The 19222-nt window shown below is 64.8% G+C and carries 18 protein-coding genes; 6 read left to right on the top strand and 12 right to left on the bottom strand.

What is annotated here, in order from left to right:
- Positions 1 to 70 precede the first annotated feature (70 nt).
- From GA645_RS09550 to GA645_RS09560, 3 genes are all read right to left on the bottom strand, one after another.
- Complete coding sequence (locus tag GA645_RS09550) at positions 71 to 1441, bottom strand: OprD family porin (RefSeq protein ID WP_152222138.1); 1371 nt, start codon at positions 1439 to 1441, stop codon at positions 71 to 73.
- 204 nt (positions 1442 to 1645) lie between these two features.
- Entirely contained in the window at positions 1646 to 2359 is a 714-nt protein-coding gene (locus tag GA645_RS09555; RefSeq protein ID WP_152222141.1) for a 4'-phosphopantetheinyl transferase, read from the bottom strand.
- Positions 2360 to 2617: 258 nt separating this feature from the next.
- On the bottom strand, positions 2618 to 3409 hold the full coding sequence (locus tag GA645_RS09560) for a dienelactone hydrolase family protein (RefSeq protein WP_152222143.1): 792 nt from the start codon (positions 3407 to 3409) through the stop codon (positions 2618 to 2620).
- Positions 3410 to 3578: 169 nt separating this feature from the next.
- On the opposite strand from GA645_RS09560, the gene GA645_RS09565 reads away from it, so the two are divergent.
- Both GA645_RS09565 and GA645_RS09570 read left to right on the top strand, forming a co-directional pair.
- On the top strand, positions 3579 to 4253 hold the full coding sequence (locus tag GA645_RS09565) for a polysaccharide lyase family 7 protein (protein WP_152228001.1): 675 nt from the start codon (positions 3579 to 3581) through the stop codon (positions 4251 to 4253).
- A gap of 11 nt (positions 4254 to 4264) precedes the next feature.
- Positions 4265 to 5458, top strand: a complete 1194-nt coding sequence (locus GA645_RS09570; protein ID WP_372239787.1) for a lytic murein transglycosylase — start codon at positions 4265 to 4267, stop codon at positions 5456 to 5458.
- Between the two features lie 580 nt (positions 5459 to 6038).
- Here GA645_RS09570 and GA645_RS09575 read toward each other — a convergent pair.
- From GA645_RS09575 to napE, 6 genes are read right to left on the bottom strand one after another with little or no spacing between them, the layout of a single operon-like run.
- Positions 6039 to 6638, bottom strand: coding sequence for a cytochrome c3 family protein (locus GA645_RS09575; protein WP_152222144.1), 600 nt, complete (start codon positions 6636 to 6638; stop codon positions 6039 to 6041).
- Between the two features lie 9 nt (positions 6639 to 6647).
- Positions 6648 to 7133 (bottom strand): nitrate reductase cytochrome c-type subunit, encoded by a 486-nt coding sequence (locus GA645_RS09580; protein WP_152222146.1) that lies wholly within the window; start codon positions 7131 to 7133, stop codon positions 6648 to 6650.
- Between the two features lie 10 nt (positions 7134 to 7143).
- Entirely contained in the window at positions 7144 to 9648 is a 2505-nt protein-coding gene (gene napA / locus GA645_RS09585; protein ID WP_152222149.1) for a nitrate reductase catalytic subunit NapA, read from the bottom strand.
- Complete coding sequence (locus GA645_RS09590; RefSeq protein WP_152228004.1) at positions 9645 to 9947, bottom strand: chaperone NapD; 303 nt, start codon at positions 9945 to 9947, stop codon at positions 9645 to 9647. Before GA645_RS09590 ends, napA begins: the two co-directional genes overlap by 4 nt.
- Before the next feature lie 7 nt (positions 9948 to 9954).
- Entirely contained in the window at positions 9955 to 10431 is a 477-nt protein-coding gene (napF, locus tag GA645_RS09595; protein ID WP_152222150.1) for a ferredoxin-type protein NapF, read from the bottom strand.
- 10 nt (positions 10432 to 10441) lie between these two features.
- Positions 10442 to 10609 carry a periplasmic nitrate reductase, NapE protein gene (napE, locus tag GA645_RS09600; protein ID WP_152222152.1) on the bottom strand — a complete coding sequence of 56 codons (168 nt, stop codon included), beginning with the start codon at positions 10607 to 10609 and terminating at the stop codon, positions 10442 to 10444.
- Positions 10610 to 10810: 201 nt separating this feature from the next.
- Between napE and GA645_RS09605 the strand changes: the two genes are divergently transcribed.
- From GA645_RS09605 to GA645_RS09615, 3 genes are read left to right on the top strand one after another with little or no spacing between them, the layout of a single operon-like run.
- Entirely contained in the window at positions 10811 to 11422 is a 612-nt protein-coding gene (locus GA645_RS09605) for an outer membrane beta-barrel protein (protein ID WP_152222155.1), read from the top strand.
- 55 nt (positions 11423 to 11477) lie between these two features.
- Positions 11478 to 12155, top strand: coding sequence for a response regulator (locus tag GA645_RS09610; protein WP_152222157.1), 678 nt, complete (start codon positions 11478 to 11480; stop codon positions 12153 to 12155).
- Positions 12152 to 13495: an ATP-binding protein gene (locus GA645_RS09615; RefSeq protein WP_152222159.1), complete on the top strand. Its 1344-nt coding sequence runs from the start codon at positions 12152 to 12154 to the stop codon at positions 13493 to 13495. The genes GA645_RS09610 and GA645_RS09615 overlap by 4 nt, the downstream gene beginning before the upstream one ends.
- A 248-nt stretch (positions 13496 to 13743) precedes the next feature.
- On the opposite strand, the gene GA645_RS09620 is transcribed toward GA645_RS09615, so the two are convergent.
- On the bottom strand, positions 13744 to 14745 hold the full coding sequence (locus GA645_RS09620) for an AraC family transcriptional regulator (RefSeq protein ID WP_152222161.1): 1002 nt from the start codon (positions 14743 to 14745) through the stop codon (positions 13744 to 13746).
- A gap of 372 nt (positions 14746 to 15117) precedes the next feature.
- Here GA645_RS09620 and GA645_RS09625 point away from each other — a divergent pair, with 372 nt between their 5' ends.
- Positions 15118 to 16422 carry a dicarboxylate/amino acid:cation symporter gene (locus GA645_RS09625; RefSeq protein WP_152222163.1) on the top strand — a complete coding sequence of 435 codons (1305 nt, stop codon included), beginning with the start codon at positions 15118 to 15120 and terminating at the stop codon, positions 16420 to 16422.
- 616 nt (positions 16423 to 17038) lie between these two features.
- Here the strand turns inward: GA645_RS09625 and GA645_RS09630 are convergent.
- Both GA645_RS09630 and GA645_RS09635 read right to left on the bottom strand, forming a co-directional pair.
- Positions 17039 to 18430 (bottom strand): adenylate/guanylate cyclase domain-containing protein, encoded by a 1392-nt coding sequence (locus GA645_RS09630; protein ID WP_152222165.1) that lies wholly within the window; start codon positions 18428 to 18430, stop codon positions 17039 to 17041.
- Positions 18431 to 18577: 147 nt separating this feature from the next.
- Positions 18578 to 19162, bottom strand: coding sequence for an HD domain-containing protein (locus GA645_RS09635; RefSeq protein ID WP_152222167.1), 585 nt, complete (start codon positions 19160 to 19162; stop codon positions 18578 to 18580).
- Positions 19163 to 19222: the final 60 nt, after the last annotated feature.

Here is a 19222-nt window from a genome sequence, read left to right on the forward strand (position 1 = left end):
ATATCTCCGCTCACGGGACAAAGAAAAGGGCGGCCAACCAGGGCCGCCCTTTTTTCCTTCAGGTGACGCCTTACAGCAGCGGAATGGTGTAGCTGACGATCAGGCGGTTCTCGTCCTGGTCGCGCTGGCTGGCGGAGCCGGGGGTGCTGGCGGCGGACAGGCCGCTGCGCATGGTGGCGTTCTTCCAGGCCAGGCCCAGGCCCTTGAGGGCGCCTTCGGGGATCACGTAGCCCAGCGCGATGTCGCGCTCCCATTCACCCTGGTCGCCTTGCTTGGTCTTGATGTCGTCGGCGTTCAGGTAGAGCACGCTGAAGGTCAGGCCGGGCACGCCGATGTCGGCGAAGTCGTAGGCGTAGCGGCCGATCCAGGTGCGCTCGCCAGCGCGGTTGAACTTCAGCAGCTGGGCGTCGGAGATCAGGTAGGTGCTGGTGCCTTCGCCGTCGCCACGGTTGAGGTAGGGGAAGTCGCTGTCGCCGGTCAGCACCTGGTAGCCGGCGCCGATGCTGTGGCCGCCCAGGGCGTAGCTGAACATGCCGCTGTAGACGTTGTTGTCCACTTCGCCCTTGACCTGGTTGCCGCCGTAGTAGCCGCTGCTGACGTAGCCGTCGGCGCGGCCGGAGGCGCTGCTGTTCTTGCCGTCGGAGTCGCTATAGAAGACCCGGATGTCCGACTTCAGGGTGCCCGGGCCGATGCCCCAGTTATGCACCAGGCCGAGGTAGTTCTGCTTGTAGAAGTTCTCGAGCTCGCCGTAGTAGTACGACAGGGTCAGGTTCTTGGTGGCCTTGTAGTCGCCGCCGGCGAAGTAGAACTTGTTGCTGTCGCGCGAGTTGGGGCCGCTGCCGTTGGCGCCGGCGATGGACATGCTGCGCCAGTCGGTGGAGTTGCGGCCCTTGGTGTGGGTCAGCTGGCCGCCGGTCAGGGTCAGGTTGTCGATGTCGGTGGAGGTGGCCTGGCCGCCCTCGTAGGTCATCGGCAGCAGGCGGGCGTCGTTGTAGACCACCACCGGCAGCTTGGGCTGCAGGGTGCCGTAGCGGAACTCGGTCTTGGAGACCTTGGCCTTGGCGGTCAGCCCCAGGCTGCTGAATTCGTCCGCCGCGTGGCCATCGTCCAGTGGGAAGATGGTCCCCGGCTGGCGGTCGATGCCCGGCTTGCCGGCCTTGCCGCCGCCGTCCAGGCGCACGCCGAGCAGGCCCAGGGCGTCGACGCCGAAGCCCACGGTGCCGGCGGTGAAGCCCGAGGCGTAGTTGAGCATGAAGCCCTGGCCCCATTCTTCCTGCTTACTGGGCGAGGCGGAGCCGTTGCGGTTGTCGGTGTTGATGTAGAAGTTGCGCAGGGTGAGGTTGGCCTTGCTGTCCTCGATGAAGCCGCCTGCGTTCGCCGATTGCGTGATGATGCCGAGCGAGCTGGCTGCAATGGCGAGCGCCAGGGTGTTTCTGGTCATTCCGTTTGCTCCGAAGTGCGATGTTTTTCTTGTGGGTACCCAGTTGCCAAGGCTTTCCGGCTTGGGTGTATAGAATTCTATATAGCGATGAGCGTGCTGACGATTCCCCGGCAGGCAAAACCTGAGGTTCAAAAGGGGTAGGGGAACGTCTGGGCGGCGTGCATGACGCCAAATTCTGACTTTTAAGTCAAGACTTTATGGCGGTCAGATGTCAGCGGGAATCGCCACCAGGCTGAGCAGGCGATCACCGAGCAGGCTGAATTGCCCGTCTATTTCCTTGCCGTGGTGCCAATCCGCCGACAGGTCGGTGAGCAATCGCAGGCGGGCGTGGCCGTCGGCCGACCAGTGGATCAGCTCGGCGTGCTGGAAGTAGAAGCGCTGGCGCACCAGAGGGAAGAGTGCCTTGAACAGGCTCTCCTTGAGCGAGAAGGTGAGGGTGACCAGCAGCGCCGCCTGCTCGGGGGCGAGCCGGGCCAACTCGCCCGGGGTGAGGATTTCGCCGGCCAGGCGCTGCGCGCGGGCGTCGTCGAGACGGCTTTCCACATCCAGTCCCAGCCCGCGCCAGGCGCTGGTGCGGGCGACCACGGCGGCGGCCCAGCCATCGCCGTGGGTGATCGAGCCGCAGAAGTCCTGGGGCCAGACCGGCGCGCGTTCTTCATCGGTACCGGGCACCACGGCGCCGCCACCGCAGGCCTTGAGCGCCGCGCGGGCGCAGAGGCGGCCGGCGAGGTATTCGGCCTGGCGCTTGGCGACGGCGCGCTGGATGTTCGCCGGGGCCTGCACCTGGCTGGCCTGGAAATCATCGGGCAGCAGGAGGCTGCGATCGAAGTGGGTGCTGCGCAACTGGCAGCCGGCCAGCGGGGTGGGCAGCGGCCAGTCGGCGGAGAGCGGGGTGCAGAAGGCAGGTAGGGTGGTCATGGGGAGCATTCTGCCGCGCCAGAACGTGGCTCACCAGTCACGCGGCGATTACATTCCTTTGCAAACCTTCACCAAAGGCGTACGGACTCATCGGCCCGGCTTTGCCAAACTGCCGGTCGCGTTTCCCAATGGGGACGCAGGTGAGGTTGTTGTCGGGGCGCCGCCAAGGCGGGCTCCGGCCTTTACACTTGATTGAGTGCGGGAGCCCCCAGGGGCTCCCGTTTTTTTTGTGCCGCGCTTTTGTAGGCAGAGAAAGGCTCAGGACTTCTCGTCGAAGAGGCTCTTGAAGAACGCCTGCAGGTCAGCCCAGGACTTCTGGTCAGCGGTCTTGTCGTAGCCGACGTCGAGGCCGTGGCCCTTGTGCTTGTCGGCGTCCGGGTTGGTGAAGCTGTGCTTGGCGCCCGGCTGTACCACCAGTTTGTAGTCAACCTTGGCGTTGTCCATTTCGGTCTTGAAGGCGGCCACGCTTTCGGGCGGCACCAGCGTATCGGCGCCGCCGTGCTCGACCAGTATCCTGGCCTTCACCGTGCCCGGTTGCGCGGGCGTGTCGGTGGCCAGCACGCCGTGGAAGCTCGCCACGCCCGCCAGCGGCAGGCCGGCGCGAGCCATGTTCAGGACCACTCCACCACCGAAGCAGTAGCCGATCGCGGCGATCTTGCCCGGGTCGGTCTGCGGCTGTTTCTTCAGCAGATCGAGACCGGCCTGGAAGCGCGCCTTGGCAGCGTCGGCATTCTTCGTCGCTTCGGCCATGAAGGCCTTGGCGTCGTTGGGGTGCTCGGTGTGCTTGCCGCCGCCGTACATGTCGATCGCCAGCGCGCTGTAGCCCAGTGCGGCAAGATCGCGGGCGCGGCGTTTGGCGTAGTCGTTGAGTCCCCACCATTCGTGTACCACCAGCACGCCGGGGCGGATACCGGACTTGGCGTCGTCGTAGGCGAAGTAGCCGATCATCCTGGTGCCGTCGGCGGACTGGTAGGGGATTTCCTGTGTCTTGATCGCGGCGCCGGCGCTGGCGGCGAAGGTGAACAGCAGCAATGCGGTGAACAGGCGCATGGGATGTCTCCGTGGCGGTGGCCAAAGGCAACCCTGAGAAGATAGCCGCTTCTGCGACAAGCGCCCGCTGATGTGGCCGCAACCGCTCAAGCGCGCGGCGGTGGGTGAAAGACGAGGCGCCCTCGACTACCCTTTGCGCCATTCCCCCGCCCCGGAAAGCGATTGGCTGATGCTCGACCTGAGTACCTGGAACCTGACCATTCCCCAGCGCGGCCCGGCCGCGACCATTTCCACCGCGACGTTGAACCGCGATTACCAGAGTCCTTATTTCCAGCGCAGTGCCAATGGCGTGGAGTTCTGGGTGCCGGTCAATGGTGCGCATACCCACGGCAGCGAGTACCCGCGCACCGAGCTGCGCGAAACCGCGGCCAACGGTGCGCTGTCGTTCTGGCGCTATCCGAAGGCCGACAATAACCTGCTGGTCGCTACCCTGCGGGTCGATGCGGTACCGTCCAGCCGGCGCATGGTGATCGGGCAGATCCACAGCAACGGCAGCGGCAGTGCCGAAGCGCTGCCGCTGGTGAAACTGGTCTACCAGCAGCGCCTGAACCTGGGCCGTGTGCAGGCGCTGGTGCGTGAGCATCCCGATGATGTCTCCACCCGCACCTACACCGTGTATGAAGGCATCGCGCTGGGTGAGGCGTTCAGTTACCGGCTGGGCATATCGCGCAGTGGCCTGTTGAGCATCCAGGTCAAGGACGGCCAAGTGACCCAGCAACTGGACCCGCAGTGGGCCTTCCAGGGGCTGTACTTCAAAGCCGGGCTCTATTTGCAGGACAATCGTGGGCCTGCGAGCGAAGGTGGTCGGGCCATCTTCAGCAATCTCACCGTTTATCACCAATGAGGATGTATTCCATGGCGTTGCGCAATTCCCTGGCCCTTTTCCTGCTGTTGCCGGCCGTGCTGGCGCAGGCGGCGCCGGGCGACGACTTCGGTGGCTGCCTGGATCGCCTGCGGGGCCCGGCGCAGGCCAGCGGCGTCAGTGCTGCCAGCTACGCGCGCTATACCCAGGGGCTGCAGGCGGACATGAGCGTGCTGCCGCTGCTCGACGCGCAACCGGAGTTCACCACGCCGATCTGGGATTACCTGGCCGGGCTGGTGGACGAGCAGCGCGTCGCTGACGGCAAGGCCAGAATGGCAGAGCACGCCGAGCTGCTGCGCAAGGTCGCCGCGCGCTACCAGGTCGACCCGGCCGCCGTGGTCGCGGTGTGGGGTGTGGAGAGTGATTACGGGCGTATCACCGGCAAGCGGCCGCTACTGGTCTCGCTGTCCACCTTGTCGTGCTATGGCCGTCGCCAGTCGTTCTTCCAGGGCGAGTTCTTCGCCACGCTCAAGTTGCTGCAGCAGGGCGACATCCGTGACAGCGGCATCACCGGCTCCTGGGCCGGCGCCTTCGGCCAGACGCAGTTCATGCCGTCCACTTATGCCCGCATCGCCGAGGATTTCGACGGCGATGGCCATCGCGACCTGGTGGGCAGCACCGCCGATGCCCTGGCATCCACTGCCAACTACCTGCGCAAGGCGGGCTGGCGCGAAGGCCAACCCTGGGGCTACGAGGTGAAACTGCCGGCGGGCTTCGACCCGGCGCTGGCCGGGCGCACCAAACGCCGGGCGATTTCCGATTGGACCGCACGCGGCGTTAAACGCATCGATGGCAAGCCGATCCCGAACATCGACTCGAAGGCCGCCATCCTGTTGCCAGCCGGGGCGCAGGGACCGGCGTTCATGGTGTTGCGCAACTACGATGCCATCTATTCCTACAACGCGGCAGAGAGCTATGCGCTGGCCATCTCCCTGCTGTCCGACCGCCTGCGCGGCGAACCGGGCCTGCGCACGCCCTGGCCGACCGATGATCCCGGCCTGAGCCGGGCGCAGCGCAAGGAATTGCAGGAGTTGCTGATCAAGCACGGTTACGACATCGGCAACGCCGACGGCATGATCGGCGACGTATCGCGCCGGGCGATCCAGGAAGAGCAGCGCAAGCGCGGCATCAGCCCGGCTGACGGGCGTGCGGGGCAGAAGATTCTCAAGGCGCTGCAGGGCGAGTAAAAGACGCCGTCTCCACGTCCCCGGACTACTGAGGCCCCGGTATATGCCGGGGCCTCTGCTTTTGTAAGCGCGGATGATGCCCTGCCGTTGCGGGAGCGCCTATGGGCGCAATCGCGGGCATGGCCCGCTCCTACGAAAGCATATGCACCGCATGGCTCTGGCACAGGCTCTGGATTTAAGGATTTCCAGAGAAACTTCCGTACGCACCGGAGCGCCCCTTCAGGAGGCCGAGTGGAATCGAAGTTTCAGGGGTTGAGCGGCATGGATGCCGCGAGAGCCGCGATGGGCCAGGGATGGCCCTTCGACGGGGGGACGCCTAGTTCGTGCCCCTGAAACTTCGATGGAACGAGGGAATTCTTCGCCTAAGCGAAAAACCGGATGTAGGGGCAAGACTTTTGGTTACTTTGCGTGGGGCGGCCATCCGTCGTTTGGCAAAGTAACGCGCCCGAGGGGGCGAAACAAAATCTCCCAGCGCACGCCGAAGCGGCGCAGAAACGCCGAACCAGACGGCGTATAACGCCTGAGGCGTTATACGCCCTACGTCGTGCCACCGAATGCCGTTGTGTGCCTCCCGGTAGCCTCACTCCCACCCCTTCACCCCACTCATGTCCGGCAGGTGGTGGGCGATGCCCTTGTGGCAGTCGATGCAGGTGGCCCCTCCGGAGGCCAGCGCCGTGGAGTGCATCTGCCGGGCGCGCTGGCTCTGGCGGGTGAAGTCCATGGACTCGAAGTTGTGGCAGTTGCGGCACTCCAGCGAGTCGTTGGCTTTCAGCCGCGCCCATTCGTGTTCGGCCAGTTCGCGGCGGTGGTCGAGGAATTTCTCCCGCGTGTTGATGGTGCCGAAGATCTTGCCCCAGACCTCCTTGGATGCCTGCATCTTGCGCGCGATCTTGTCGGTCCACTTGTGCGGCACGTGGCAGTCCGGGCAGGTGGCGCGTACGCCGGAGCGGTTGCTGTAGTGGATGGTGTCCTTGAGCTCTACGAAGACGTTGTCGCGCATCTCGTGGCAGGAGGTGCAGAAGGCTTCGGTGTTGGTCGCCTCCAGTGCGGTGTTGAAGCCGCCCCAGAAGATGATCCCGGCGATGAACCCGGCCAGGGTCAGGAAGCCCAGGCTGTAGTGCACGCTGGGCCGGCGCAGGATGGTCCAGTAACCCGTGAGCCAGGCGAACAATGCTTTCATGGCGCCTCCTCAGGGTTTGCCGTTCGCAGCGGCGTCGCGCTGGAGGATGGTGTCGATGTCTTCGAAGGTGTTGCCCACCAGCGGCTTCGCGTCCGTCTGCGGGACGTGGCACTGCACGCAGAAGTAGCGGCGTGGCGCCACCGCAGCCAGCGGCTGGCCGTCGCGGTCCATGTAGTGGGTGATGCTGATCATCGGCGCCTGCACCCGCGCGCTGTTGGAGCGGCTGTGGCAGGACAGGCACTTGTTGCTGTTGGTGTCGATACGGTAGCCGGTGATGGTGTGCGGGATGGTCGGCGGCTGCTCGGGGTAGTTGCGCTCGCGGCGCACGTCCTTGTTCTCGTCGTTGGCCAGCGGCGGCGCGGGGCGGTCCTGGGTGATGGTGCCGCCGGGGCGGCGGCCATCCGGGGCCGGGGCGTCCAGCGGGTAGTTCACGTCGGCGGCCAGCGCGGGCAGGCCAATCAGCAGCAGGAGCAGGGCGGTCAGAGTCGTTTTCATCGCGCGTTCCTCAGGCCAGGCTGACCAGTTCGATGCGCACCGCGCATTTCTTGTAGTCGGTCTGCTTGGAGATCGGGTCGGTGGCGTCCAGCGTGACCTTGTTGATCAGCTTGTTGGCATCGAAGAAGGGCACGAACACCAGCCCCTGCGGCGGCTTGTTGCGCCCGCGCGTTTCGATGCGCGCGCGGATTTCGCCGCGCCGGCTGATCACCTTCACCTCGCTGCCGCGGCGCATCTTCAGGTCGCGCGCATCGTCGGGGTGCATGTACACCACGGCGTCGGGCACCGCCTTGTACAGTTCCGGCACGCGCTGGGTCATGGAGCCGGTGTGCCAGTGTTCGAGCACGCGGCCGGTGGCGAGCCAGAACGGGTATTCCTTGTCCGGCGCCTCCGCTGGAGGTTCGTAGGGCAGGGCGAAGATGATCGCCTTCTTGTCCGGGTAACCGTAGAACTGCAGGCCGCTGCCCTTGGCCACGTAGGGGTCGAGGCCCTCGCGGTAGCGCCAGAGGGTTTCCTTGCCGTCCACCACCGGCCAGCGCAGGCCGCGGGCCTCGTGGTAAGCGTCGAAGGGCGCGAGGTCGTGGCCGTGGCCTCGGCCGAACTGGGCGTATTCCTCGAACAGGCCCTTCTGGATGTAGAAGCCGAAGGCCTTGGCCTCGTCGTTGTCGAAGCCCTTGGCGATCTGCTCGGTGCCGAAGGCGTCCACCTGGCCGTTCTTGTAGAGCACCTCATAGAGCGTCTTGCCCTTGAGCTCCGGCGCCTTGGCCAGCAGCTCGGCGGGCCAGACCTCATCGGTGGTGAAGCGCTTGGAGAATTCCACCAGTTGCCACAGGTCGGACTTCGCCTCGCCCGGTGCCGCCACCAACTGATGCCAGAACTGCGTGCGGCGCTCGGCGTTGCCGAAGGCGCCTTCCTTTTCCACCCACATGGCGCTGGGCAGGATGAGATCGGCGGCCTGGGCCGAGACGGTGGGGTAGACGTCGGAGACGATCACGAAGTTTTCCGGGTTGCGCCAGCCCGGCAGGATCTCCTGCATGATGTTCGGCCCGGCGTGCATGTTGTTGCAGACCTGGGTCCAGTACACGTTGAGCACGCCGTCCTTGAGCATCCGGCTCTGCTGCACGGCGTGGAAGCCGACCTTTTCCTGGATGGTGCCGGCGGGCACCTTCCAGATCTTCTCGGCGGTCTCGCGGTGCTTGGGATTGGTCACCACCATGTCGGCCGGCAGGCGGTGGGCGAAGGTGCCCACCTCGCGCGCGGTGCCGCAGGCCGAGGGCTGGCCGGTGAGGGAGAAGGGGCTGTTGCCCGGCTCGCTGATCTTCCCGGTGAGCAGGTGGATGTTGTAGATCAGGTTGTTCGCCCAGACCCCACGGGTGTGCTGGTTGAAGCCCATGGTCCAGAAGGACATCACCTTGCGCTTGGGGTCGGCGTACATCTCGGCCAGGGCTTTCAGGCGTTCGGCCGGCACGCCGGTTTCCTTGGCGGTACGGTCGAGGGTGTAGGGTTTGACGAAGGCGGCGAACTCCTCGAAGCCGATGTCGCTCCAGGTGTTGGCCTTGTCCGCGTTCTTCGCCTTCTTCTCCAGCGGGTCGGTGGGCCGCAGGCCGTAGCCGATGTCTTCGGCGCCATGGGCGAAGCGGGTGTGCTTGTCGACGAAGTCGCGGTTCACCGCGCCGCTTTCAATGATGTAGTTGGCAATGTAGTTGAGGATGTAGAGGTCGGTCTGCGGCTTGAACACCATGGGGATGTCGGCCAGGTCGAAGCTGCGGTGCTCGAAGGTGGACAGCACCGCGACCTTCACCTGCGGGGCGCTCAGGCGCCGGTCGGTGACCCGCGACCAGAGCACCGGGTGCATCTCGGCCATGTTCGAGCCCCAGAGCACGAAGGTGTCGGTGGCCTCGATGTCGTCGTAGCAGCCCATCGGTTCGTCCATGCCGAAGGTGCGCATGAAGCCCATCACTGCCGAGGCCATGCAGTGCCGCGCGTTGGGGTCGATGTTGTTGCTGCGCAGGCCGGCCTTGAACAGCTTGTTGGCGGCGTAGCCTTCCCACACCGTCCACTGCCCGGAGCCGAACATGCCCACCGAGCCCGGCCCCTTGGCCTTGAGCGCGGCCTTGAACTTCTCGGCCATGATGTCGAAGGCGGCGTCCCAGCTGATCGGCTGGAACTCGCCCTGCTTGTCGAACTTGCCGTCCTTCATGCGCAGCAGCGGGCGGGTCAGGCGATCGCTGCCGTACATGATCTTCGACAGGAAGTAGCCCTTCACGCAGTTGATGCCGCGGTTGACCTCGGCCTTGATGTCACCGTGGGTGGCGACCACCTTGCCCTCGCGGGTGGCGACCATCACGCTGCAGCCGGTGCCGCAGAAGCGGCAAGGCGCCTTGTTCCAGTCCAGCCGGGTCATGTCCGCGTCGGTGACAAGGTTGCTGGCGGAGCTCAGTATCGGCAGGCCGGCGGCGGCCGCGGCGATGGCGGCTGCGTTGGCCTTGGCGAACTGGCGGCGAGTCAGGTTCATCGGGCACCTCCGGCCTGGGCGGGAACGGGTTCGGGGTCGATCTGCGGGTGTTCGGGCGACTCGACGATCTCGTGGTAGATCAGCACCGCGTTGAGTACGCCGGGCAGGTTCTGGATGGCATTGAGGTTGTCGAGGATGCTCTGCTCATGCTCGGCTTCGAGTACCACCACCAGCTTGCCCTGGGGGCTCTGTTGATGGACTTCCAGGTGCGGCAGGCGCAGCAGGTTGGCCTTCACCGCTTCCAGCAGTTCGGGGTGCGTATGCACGATCAGGCTGGCGATCTGGATGCACTCGGGCATCGTGTTTTCAGGCATGGGTGGCCTCACGGGTCAAGTGAATGGCGTTGCCGGGGCAGGGGGCGAGACAGGCGCCGCAGCCGGTGCAGCGTTCGCTATCGAGGCTGGGCAGGGCGGGGCCGCCGAGCTGCGGCTGGAAGTGGATGGCGCGCGGTTCGCAGCTGTCATCGCAGCTGCGGCAGTGGATGCCGGCCCGGGCCAGGCAGTGCTCGTCGATCTGTGCGCGCCAGGGGAATGCCGCGCGGCTCAGGTCGAATACAGCGGCTTCGCACATCTGCGCGCAGTCGCCGCACAGGCTGCAACCGGTAAGGCTCAGGTCAAGCTGCGGATAGCCGCCGTCGCCTATGCGCAGCACCTGCTCCGGGCAGGCGTCGACACAGGCATTGCAGCGGGTGCAGCCTTCAAGGAAATCGCTGGCGGTCCATGGTGGGCGACGGACTTCGGACGCACCCCCCAGGCGCCGCAGCAGGGCGCGGCGGGCGAGCACCAGTGCGCCCCTACGACGGCGGGCCAGGCGGCCCGGCGATCAGCTGGTACATCCACACGATGAAGCCGTAGCCACCGACGATGGCCACCGACAGCAAGGGGAACAGGCAGATCACGAGGAACAGGAACAGCCGGGTTTCCTTGCTTTTTTCCGCGTCGGCAGCGGTCTTTTCAGTCATGGGGGTCAGCCTCCCGCCAACAATTGGGAATCAGACTAGACCCTGCTTTATGTGTGGGCAAAGTCGTACAGGCGCTGTTCTTTTTTCCTATAGCGCTTTTCGTTCAGCAATGGTTCAGCGGATGGACAGGTTGCGTTCAGTGGCCCGTCGTTAACCTGCTCCCCGTCAACAGATCATTGAAGACCTGACGGGAGAATCCCCATGAAAACCATGAAGAAAATCGCCCTCGCCAGCGCCATTCTCGGTGCCTCCGTCGCCGCCACTGCGGCCAATGCAGCCGATACTTTCGTCGGCATGACCTGGGGCGAAACCAGCAACAACATTCAGAAATCCGATGCGCTGAACCGCAACCTCGACAACCCGAATTTCGATAGCGTGATCAACAACAGCAGCACCTGGGGCGTACGCGCCGGCCAGCAGATGGAGCAGGGTCGCTACTACGTCACCTATGAATACGTTTCCGACACCGACAGTGGCCTGAAGCTGCGCCAGCAGAACCTGCTCGGCAGCTACGACGCCTTCCTGCCGCTGGGTGACAAGGGCACCAAGCTGTTCGGTGGCGGCACCGCCGGCCTGGTCAAGCTGGAGCAGGACTCCAAGGGCTACAGCCGTGACAGCGACGTCGGTTACGCCATCGGCGTGCAAGCCGGTATCCTCCAGGAAGTCGGCAAGAACGCCTCTGTCGAAGGTGGCTACCGTTACCTGCGCACCAACGCCAGTACCGAAATGAGTCCGCATGGCGGCGGCAAGGTCGGATCGCTGGATCTACACAGCAGCTCCCAGCTCTATCTGGGGGCCAACTACTCGTTCTGACCGATACTGCAACCGGGCCATGCTGGCCCGGTTGCCTGATTCAGGGAGCAAGCGCATGAAATTGCTGGTGGTGGAAGACGAGGCGCTGTTGCGCCATCACTTGTATACCCGGCTTGGCGAACAGGGCCATGTGGTCGATGCCGTCGCGGATGCCGAAGAGGCGCTGTACCGTGCCAGCGAATACCACCACGACCTGGCGATGGTCGATCTCGGCCTGCCGGGCATGAGTGGCCTGGACCTGATCCGCGAGTTCCGCAGCCAGGGCAAGACCTTCCCGATCCTCATCCTTACCGCGCGTGGCAACTGGCAGGACAAGGTCGAAGGCCTGGCCGCCGGCGCCGACGACTACGTGGTCAAACCCTTCCAGTTCGAAGAGCTGGAGGCGCGCCTGAATGCCCTGTTGCGCCGCGCCAGCGGTTTCGCCCAGTCGAGCATCGAGGCTGGCCCTCTGCAGCTCGACCTCAACCGCAAGCAGGCGCTGGTCAATGGCGAGTCGTTGCAGCTGACCGCCTTCGAGTACCGCATCCTCGAATACCTCATGCGTCATCACCAGCAGGTGGTGGCCAAGGAGCGGCTGATCGAGCAGCTCTACCCCGACGATGACGATCGCGATCCGAACGTGATCGAGGTGCTGGTCGGCCGCCTGCGCCGCAAGCTGGAGGCGACCTCCGGCTTCAAGCCCATCGATACGGTGCGCGGCCAGGGCTACATCTTCAACGAGTTGTGCAAATGATCCGCTCGTTGCGCCTGCGTCTGATGATCGGCGCGGCGTTGCTGGCCATCCTGTTCATGGCCGCCTTGCTGCCGGCGCTGCAGCGGGCGTTCAGCATCGCCCTGGAAGATGCCATCCAGCAGCGCCTGGCGGCCGATGTGGCCACGCTGGTGTCGGCCGCGCGCATCGAGGGCGGGCGCTTGAACATGCCGGACCACCTGCCGGTGGAGGACTTCAACCTCCCGGAGTCCAAGCTGTTGGGCTACATCTTCGACCAGAAGGGCCAACTGGTCTGGCGCTCCACCTCGGCGCAGGACGAGAGCATCGAGTACACGCCCAAGTACGACGGCCTGGTCGATGAGTTCACACGCATCCGCGATCGTTCCGGCCAGTCGTTCTTCGTCTATGACGTGGAAATCGACCTGGTCGGTGGCAAGCACGCGGCCTACAGCATCGTCACCATGCAGCCGGAGAGCGACTTCCGCGAACTGATGCGGGGTCTGCGTGAGCAGCTCTATGTCTGGCTGGGCGGGGCGTTGCTGGTGCTGCTGGGGATGCTCTGGCTCGGCCTGAGCTGGGGCTTTCGCTCGATGCGCGGGTTGCGCGCCGAGCTCGATCAGATCGAGGCGGGTGAGCGCGAGCGCCTGAGCGACGAGCACCCGGACGAAATGCTGCGCCTGACCGGCTCGCTGAACCGACTGCTCGACAGCGAACGCGCCCAGCGCGAACGCTACCGCAATTCCCTGGGGGATCTCGCCCATAGCCTGAAAACTCCGCTGGCGGTGCTGCAGGGTGTCAGTGAAAACCTCTCGGCGCAGCCGCAGAATCGCGAGCAGGTGCAGGTGCTGCAGACCCAGATCGAACGTATGAACCAGCAGATCGGCTTCCAACTGCAGCGCGCCAGCCTGCGCAAGAGTGGGCTGGTTCGCCACCGGGCGGAGCTCGAACCCTTGCTCGATACCCTTTGTGGCGCGCTGGACAAGGTCTACCGCGACAAGCGCGTGCTGCTGGAGCGCGATATCCCTCCGGGGTTCGCCTTGCCGGTGGAGCGGGGCGCGCTGCTGGAGATGCTCGGCAACCTGCTGGAGAACGCCTACCGCCTGTGCCTGACGAAAGTGAAGGTCAGCGTCCGCAAGCAGGGGCGTTTCGTCGAACTCGTCGTCGAGGACGACGGCCCCGGAGTGCCTCCCAGCCAGCGCGAGCGCATCCTCAAGCGCGGCGAACGCCTGGACACCCAGCACCCCGGCCAGGGCATCGGTACGGCGGTGGTGAAGGACATCATCGACAGCTACGACGGCGAGCTGGCGCTGGAGGACTCCGAACTGGGTGGGGCGTGCTTCAGGATTCGCTTGCCGGGATAGCCCACTCAGCCCATGCTCGCAAGCGCCCACGCACCGAAGCCCCTTTGCAGGAGCGGGCTATGCCCGCGATCCGTCGGCAGGGCCGACGGTCAGCCCCGGTGACATTCCTGCCAGCGTATTCCGGCCTGCTGGATTTCGCGGACAAGGTCCGCTCCTACGGGCGATGGTCCGCGCAATCCTGTAGGAGCGCGCCATGCGTGCGATCGCGGGAATGGCCCGCTCCTACAGGTTGATGCCGTGCCTCCCTGTCATTCCCCCTGCTGCGCCCGATAAGCCCCCGGCGTCAGTCCCGTCCATTTCTTGAACGCCCGGTGGAACGCCGACGGCTCGGAGAACCCGAGCTGGTCGGCAATGTCCTGGATCGACAGCTCATCGCGGCCCAGGTAGTAGATCGCCAGGTCGCGGCGCAGCTGATCCTTCAACTCCTGGAAGTTTGGCCCTTCTTCGCGCAGGTGGCGGCGCAGGGTTTGCGGGCTCATGTGCAGCTGCGCGGCCACCTGTTCCAGGTCCGGCCAGTTGCGGCAGTCGCGGCCGAGCAGGCGGCGGATCTGGCTGGTCAGGCTGTCGCCGCCGTCGGGGCGGGCGAGCAGGTCGGCGGGGGAGTCCTTGAGGAAGTGCTTGAGGGTGCGCTCGTCCTGCAGCAGCGGCATGTCCAGGTAGCGCGCCGGCAGCAGCAGGCTGGTGCTCTGGGCAGCGAAACGGCGCGGGCAGGGGAACAGCAGGTCGTACTCGGCCTGGTGCTCAGGCGTCGGGTAGCTGAAGGTGGCTTCCTCCAGGCGGATGCGCTGGCCGATCAGCCAGCTCGCCAGGCGGTGCCAGATCAGCAGCAGGCTCTCGGCGAGGAAATGGTCAGGGTCGCGCAGGTGGCTCTCGTCCAGGGTCAGGCGTGCCCAATCGCCCTCGCGCACCAGGCGGATCGCTGGCGCCTCGGGAAACAGGCCGTAGAACAGCGAGCCGCGGCTCAGTGCCTTTTCCAGGGTCCGGCAGTGGATGATGGCGTTGCACATCATGGCGAAGGTGCCGCGCTTGCTGGGGCTGCTGCCAAAGCCCATGTACTCGTCGTCCAGCGCTTCCCACAGGCGCTGCATCAGTCGCGTGAACTGGTCGGGGTCGATGCGCGCGCGGGGCTCGTCGAGCACTGCCGGGGCGATGCCGGCGTCGCGCAGCAGGGCCGCGACGTCCAGGCCCTGGCGCTGTGCGCCCTGCACGGCGGCGCGGATGAAATGGCTGGCGATGGTGCGTTCTCGCATGGGAAGTCCTTGTTGCTCCGTCCACGCGTCGTTCGTGCGCGCGGTGTGTCCGGCCGTCCCGGGGCAGGGGGGCCGGGGTCTACAATCTACGGTACGGAGGTCCTGGCGGATACCCGCCAGAGGGCGGGAAATCCGCCAGTCAGGAGGCGGGTTTCCGCCATTTTTAGCTGCCGATGTGCCGTGCCTTTTCGTGCAAGTTATTGAAATTAAAGGATTAAATTTGTTTATAAAGGTCTGGCACAGCACTTGCCATAAGCGTTCAAGGCCTGCCCGTGGGCAGGCCCTGAAAACAAATTCTCCCACTGCAGGGAGATAACGCGTTCGGTCTTGCGTCCCCTGGCGGGAACGCGGGCCCGTGAGGACAGAGCTGCCATGACCAAGCAACCCTTCTACAATAGCCTGTACGTGCAGGTACTGATCGCCATTGCCATCGGTATCGCGCTGGGTCACTTCTACCCCGACACCGCCAAACTGATGAAGCCGTTGGGCGATGGCTTCGTCAAACTGATCAAGATGGCCATCGCGCCGATCATCTTCTGTACCGTGGTCACCGGCATCGCCGGCATGCAGAACATGAAGGCCGTGGGCAAGACTGGCGGCATGGCGCTGCTGTACTTCGAAATCGTTTCCACCATCGCACTGATCATCGGTCTGGTCGTGGTCAACGTCGTGCAGCCGGGCGCCGGCATGCACGCCGATGTCGCCACGCTGACCGCCGAAATGAACAAGAACGCGGCGCTGACCGGGTTCATTGCGTCCGGCGAGAAGCAGAGCACCATCGACTTCTTCATGAACGTGATCCCAAACACCGTGGTCGGCGCCTTCGCCAACGGCGACATCCTGCAGGTGCTGTTCTTCTCGGTGCTGTTCGGCTACGCGCTGCACCGCATGGGTGACTACGGCCAGCCGCTGTTCCAGCTCATCGAGCGCTTCACCCACGTGATGTTCAACATCATCAACGTGATCATGAAGGTCGCTCCGCTCGGCGCCTTCGGTGCCATGGCCTTCACCATCGGCGCTTATGGCCTGGGTTCGCTGGTGCAGCTCGGTCAGCTGATGCTGTGCTTCTACATCACCTGCATCCTCTTCGTGCTGATCGTGCTCGGCAGCATTGCCCGCTACCACGGTTTCAGCATCCTGCGCTTCATCTCCTACATCCGTGAGGAGCTGCTGATCGTGCTGGGCACCTCGTCCTCCGAGTCGGCCCTGCCGCGCATGATCGCCAAGATGGAGAAGTTGGGCGCCGACAAGAGCGTCGTCGGCCTGGTGATTCCCACCGGCTACTCGTTCAACCTGGACGGCACCTCGATCTACCTGACCATGGCCGCCGTGTTCATCGCCCAGGCCACCGACACGCCGATGGACATCAGCCACCAGATCACCCTGCTGGTGGTGCTGCTGATCGCTTCCAAGGGCGCCGCCGGCGTCACCGGTTCGGGCTTCATCGTGCTGGCTGCGACCCTCTCCGCCGTGGGCCATCTGCCGGTTGCCGGGCTTGCACTGATCCTGGGCATCGACCGCTTCATGTCCGAAGCCCGCGCCCTGACCAACCTGGTGGGCAACGGCGTGGCCACCCTGGTGGTCGCCAAGTGGTGCAAGCAGCTCAACGAGAAGACCCTGCACGACGAACTGGCCGCCGGCCCGGGCAATTCGGCGGAAGTGCAGCCTTCGCATTGAGTTCGCCCGTGAAAGCTTTGGCCCGGTGAACGTGAAGCATCGGAGCCTTTCCAGCCCGCTCTTTTGAGCGGGCTTTTTTATGGGCGGGTGGTTGAGGGATCGTTGTAGGAGCGTCATGCCGAGGTGTTTTCCCGGTGGGAGCGCATTCCGCCGCGATGGATTTCGCGGACAAGGTCCGTTCCTACGAAAGCCCGCCATGCCCTTTGCTCTGGCTTTGGCTCTCGAGGACTTCCAGAGAAACGCCCGCGCACTCCCAGCGCCCCTTCAGGAGGCCGAGTGGAGTCGGGGTTTCAGGGGTTGAGCGGCATGGATGCCGCGAGAGCGTCGTTGGGCCATGGATGGCCCGTCGACGCGTGCCCCTGAAACTTCGATGGAGCGAGGGGATTTTTCGCCTAAGCGAAAAACCGGATGCAGGGGCAAGACCTTTTGGTTCCTTTTGGGGCCCCAAAAGGGACTCGCCCGAGGGGGCGAAACAAAATCTCTCAGCACATGCCGAAGCGGCGCAGATACACCCAAGCCCAGAAGCGGCGGATAACGCTTGACGCGTTATGCGCCCTACGAAGAGCTTCGCGGGCATGGCCCGCTCCTACGGTAAGCAGGGGGGCGGGCGTGCGGATCAGAGAATGATCTTGTCCTTGAGCTTCTCGGCAGCCTGCTGCAGCGCCTCGATGACTCGCTCCTTGTCGTAGTTCTGCACGTTGTTGGTGTCCAGGTACATGGAGAAGCCCGGCACTTCGTGCTCGATGAAGCTGGGGTTGGAGCCCAGGTCGCGGCGGAAGTCGACCACCTGGTAGATCTGCACCGGCTTGCTGAAGCCCTTCACCGTGATCTGGCCCTTGTCGCGGCACATCAGGATGTCCTTCACCAGCGAGTAGGTCTCGTGGCTGATGAGGATTTCGCCGGCTTCGGCGGCGTTTTCCAGGCGGCTGGCGAGGTTCACTTCGCGGCCGATGATGGTGTAGTCCATGCGTGTGTCGGCGCCGAAGTTGCCCACGGTGCAGTAGCCGGTGTTCAGGCCCATGCGCACTTCCAGCGGCTTGGTGATGCCCTGGGCGCGCCACTGCTGGCGCATGACCTTCATGTGCTTGCGCATGGCCACGGCCATGGACACCGCTGCCGCGGCGTCCTTCCGTGCGCCCTGGGTGGAGGGGTCGCCGAAGAACACCATCACGCAGTCGCCGACGAACTTGTCGATGGTGCCGCCGTACTTGAGGGCGATCTTCGACATTTCGTTGAGGTAGTTGTTGAGCATGTCGGTGAGGGCTTCGGCTTCCAGCTCCTCCGACAGCTCGGTGAAGCCCTTGATGTCGGAGAAGAACACCGTGAGCTTCTTGCGCTGGGTTTCCAGGCGCACGCTCTTCTTGCCGCTGAAGATCGACTCCCACACCTGCGGCGACAGGTATTTGGCCAGGTTGCTGGCCAACCGCGCGGCCTTCTCCTGTTCGCGGGTGATTTCCGCGCGGGCCAGGGCCAGGCGCAGGCCCTGCTGGTGAACGAAGAAGGCGGTGATGCAGATGTACAGGGTGGAGAACAGCACGCTGACCAGCGCCACGAGGGTCGGGGTGCCGCCCTTGTAGGCCGGGGCGAGCAGCGCTGCGGTGAAGACCGAGGCGCTGAGCATGACCAGCAGGCCCAGGCCGAGGGAACGCAGGCCGCCGATGATCAGCGAAGAGAAGGCCAGCACCAGCACCAGCATCAGACTCGGTACTTCCGAGAAGCCCATCAGTGCGGTGGCGCTGCCGGCGTGCAGGGCATCGACGAACATCAGGACCAGGCGCGTGCGCTGCGGGTGGTCGTGCTTGAAGCGACGGCTCAGCTGTTGCGCGAGATGCGGGTAGAGCAGGGCATAGGGGACCATCCAGAGGATGTCATAGCCGAAGTACTGGCTGAAGGTGCCGGCGGTGATGGTCGCCGCAACGGCGACATAGGCCAGCACGCGGGAATGGTATTCGCGCAGGGGGGCGGAGGTGAGCGGCCCGGCGGGACGCTCGGTGACGATAGGCTTCATGCGCAGGAATAGTCCCTGGTTAGTGTCGGCGCAATCCAGATTGGCGCCTCCCGCGCGATTGCGGGTGTAGGAATCTTATTCCATGCGCTGCCTGCTGGGCCAGCGGCGGTTCGCGACGGCTCGTCGCGGGCCGCCGGGCCGTCTATCTCAAGCCATGCTGCCGTCGGGCCTCTGGTAGATCGAGCGGCGTGGCTGGGCGAAAACCCGGCGCAGCATCGGCTCGAAGAACTCCAGCGGCAGGGATTCCGCGTCCGGATCGAAGGCGGCGGCGTCGTAGCGGGCGCAGAACTCGATGGTCCGGGCGTACTCCGGGTGGTCCTTGAATTGCTCGCGCAGGTGCCGGTCCAGACCCAGATGATGGAAGAAGTAGTAACCCTGGAAGATCGCGTGCTTCTCGACCATCCACAGGTTCTCCTCGGAAACGAAGGGCTTGAGGATGGCGGCGGCAATGTCGGCGTGGTTGAACGAGCCGAGGGTATCGCCGATGTCGTGGAGCAGGGCGCAGACCACGTATTCCTCGTCACGCCCATCGCGGTGGGCCAGGGTGGCGGTCTGCAGCGAGTGGGTCAGGCGGTCCACCGGGAAACCACCGAAGTCGCCGTCGAGCAGGCGCAGGTGGTTCAGGATGCGGTCCGGCAGCAGGGGCGCGTACTGGGCGAAGTCCTTGGCGATGATCGCCCAGTCCTCGGCGCTGCTGTCTTCCATGTGGGTGAAGCTGGCGCGTGCGTTCATCAGGCTGTGCTCTTGTGATTGTTCTGGGAGTGGCTTCGATGACACCGGTCCAGTCTAGAA

Source organism: Pseudomonas sp. SCB32 (assembly GCF_009189165.1).
Lineage (GTDB): Bacteria > Pseudomonadota > Gammaproteobacteria > Pseudomonadales > Pseudomonadaceae > Pseudomonas.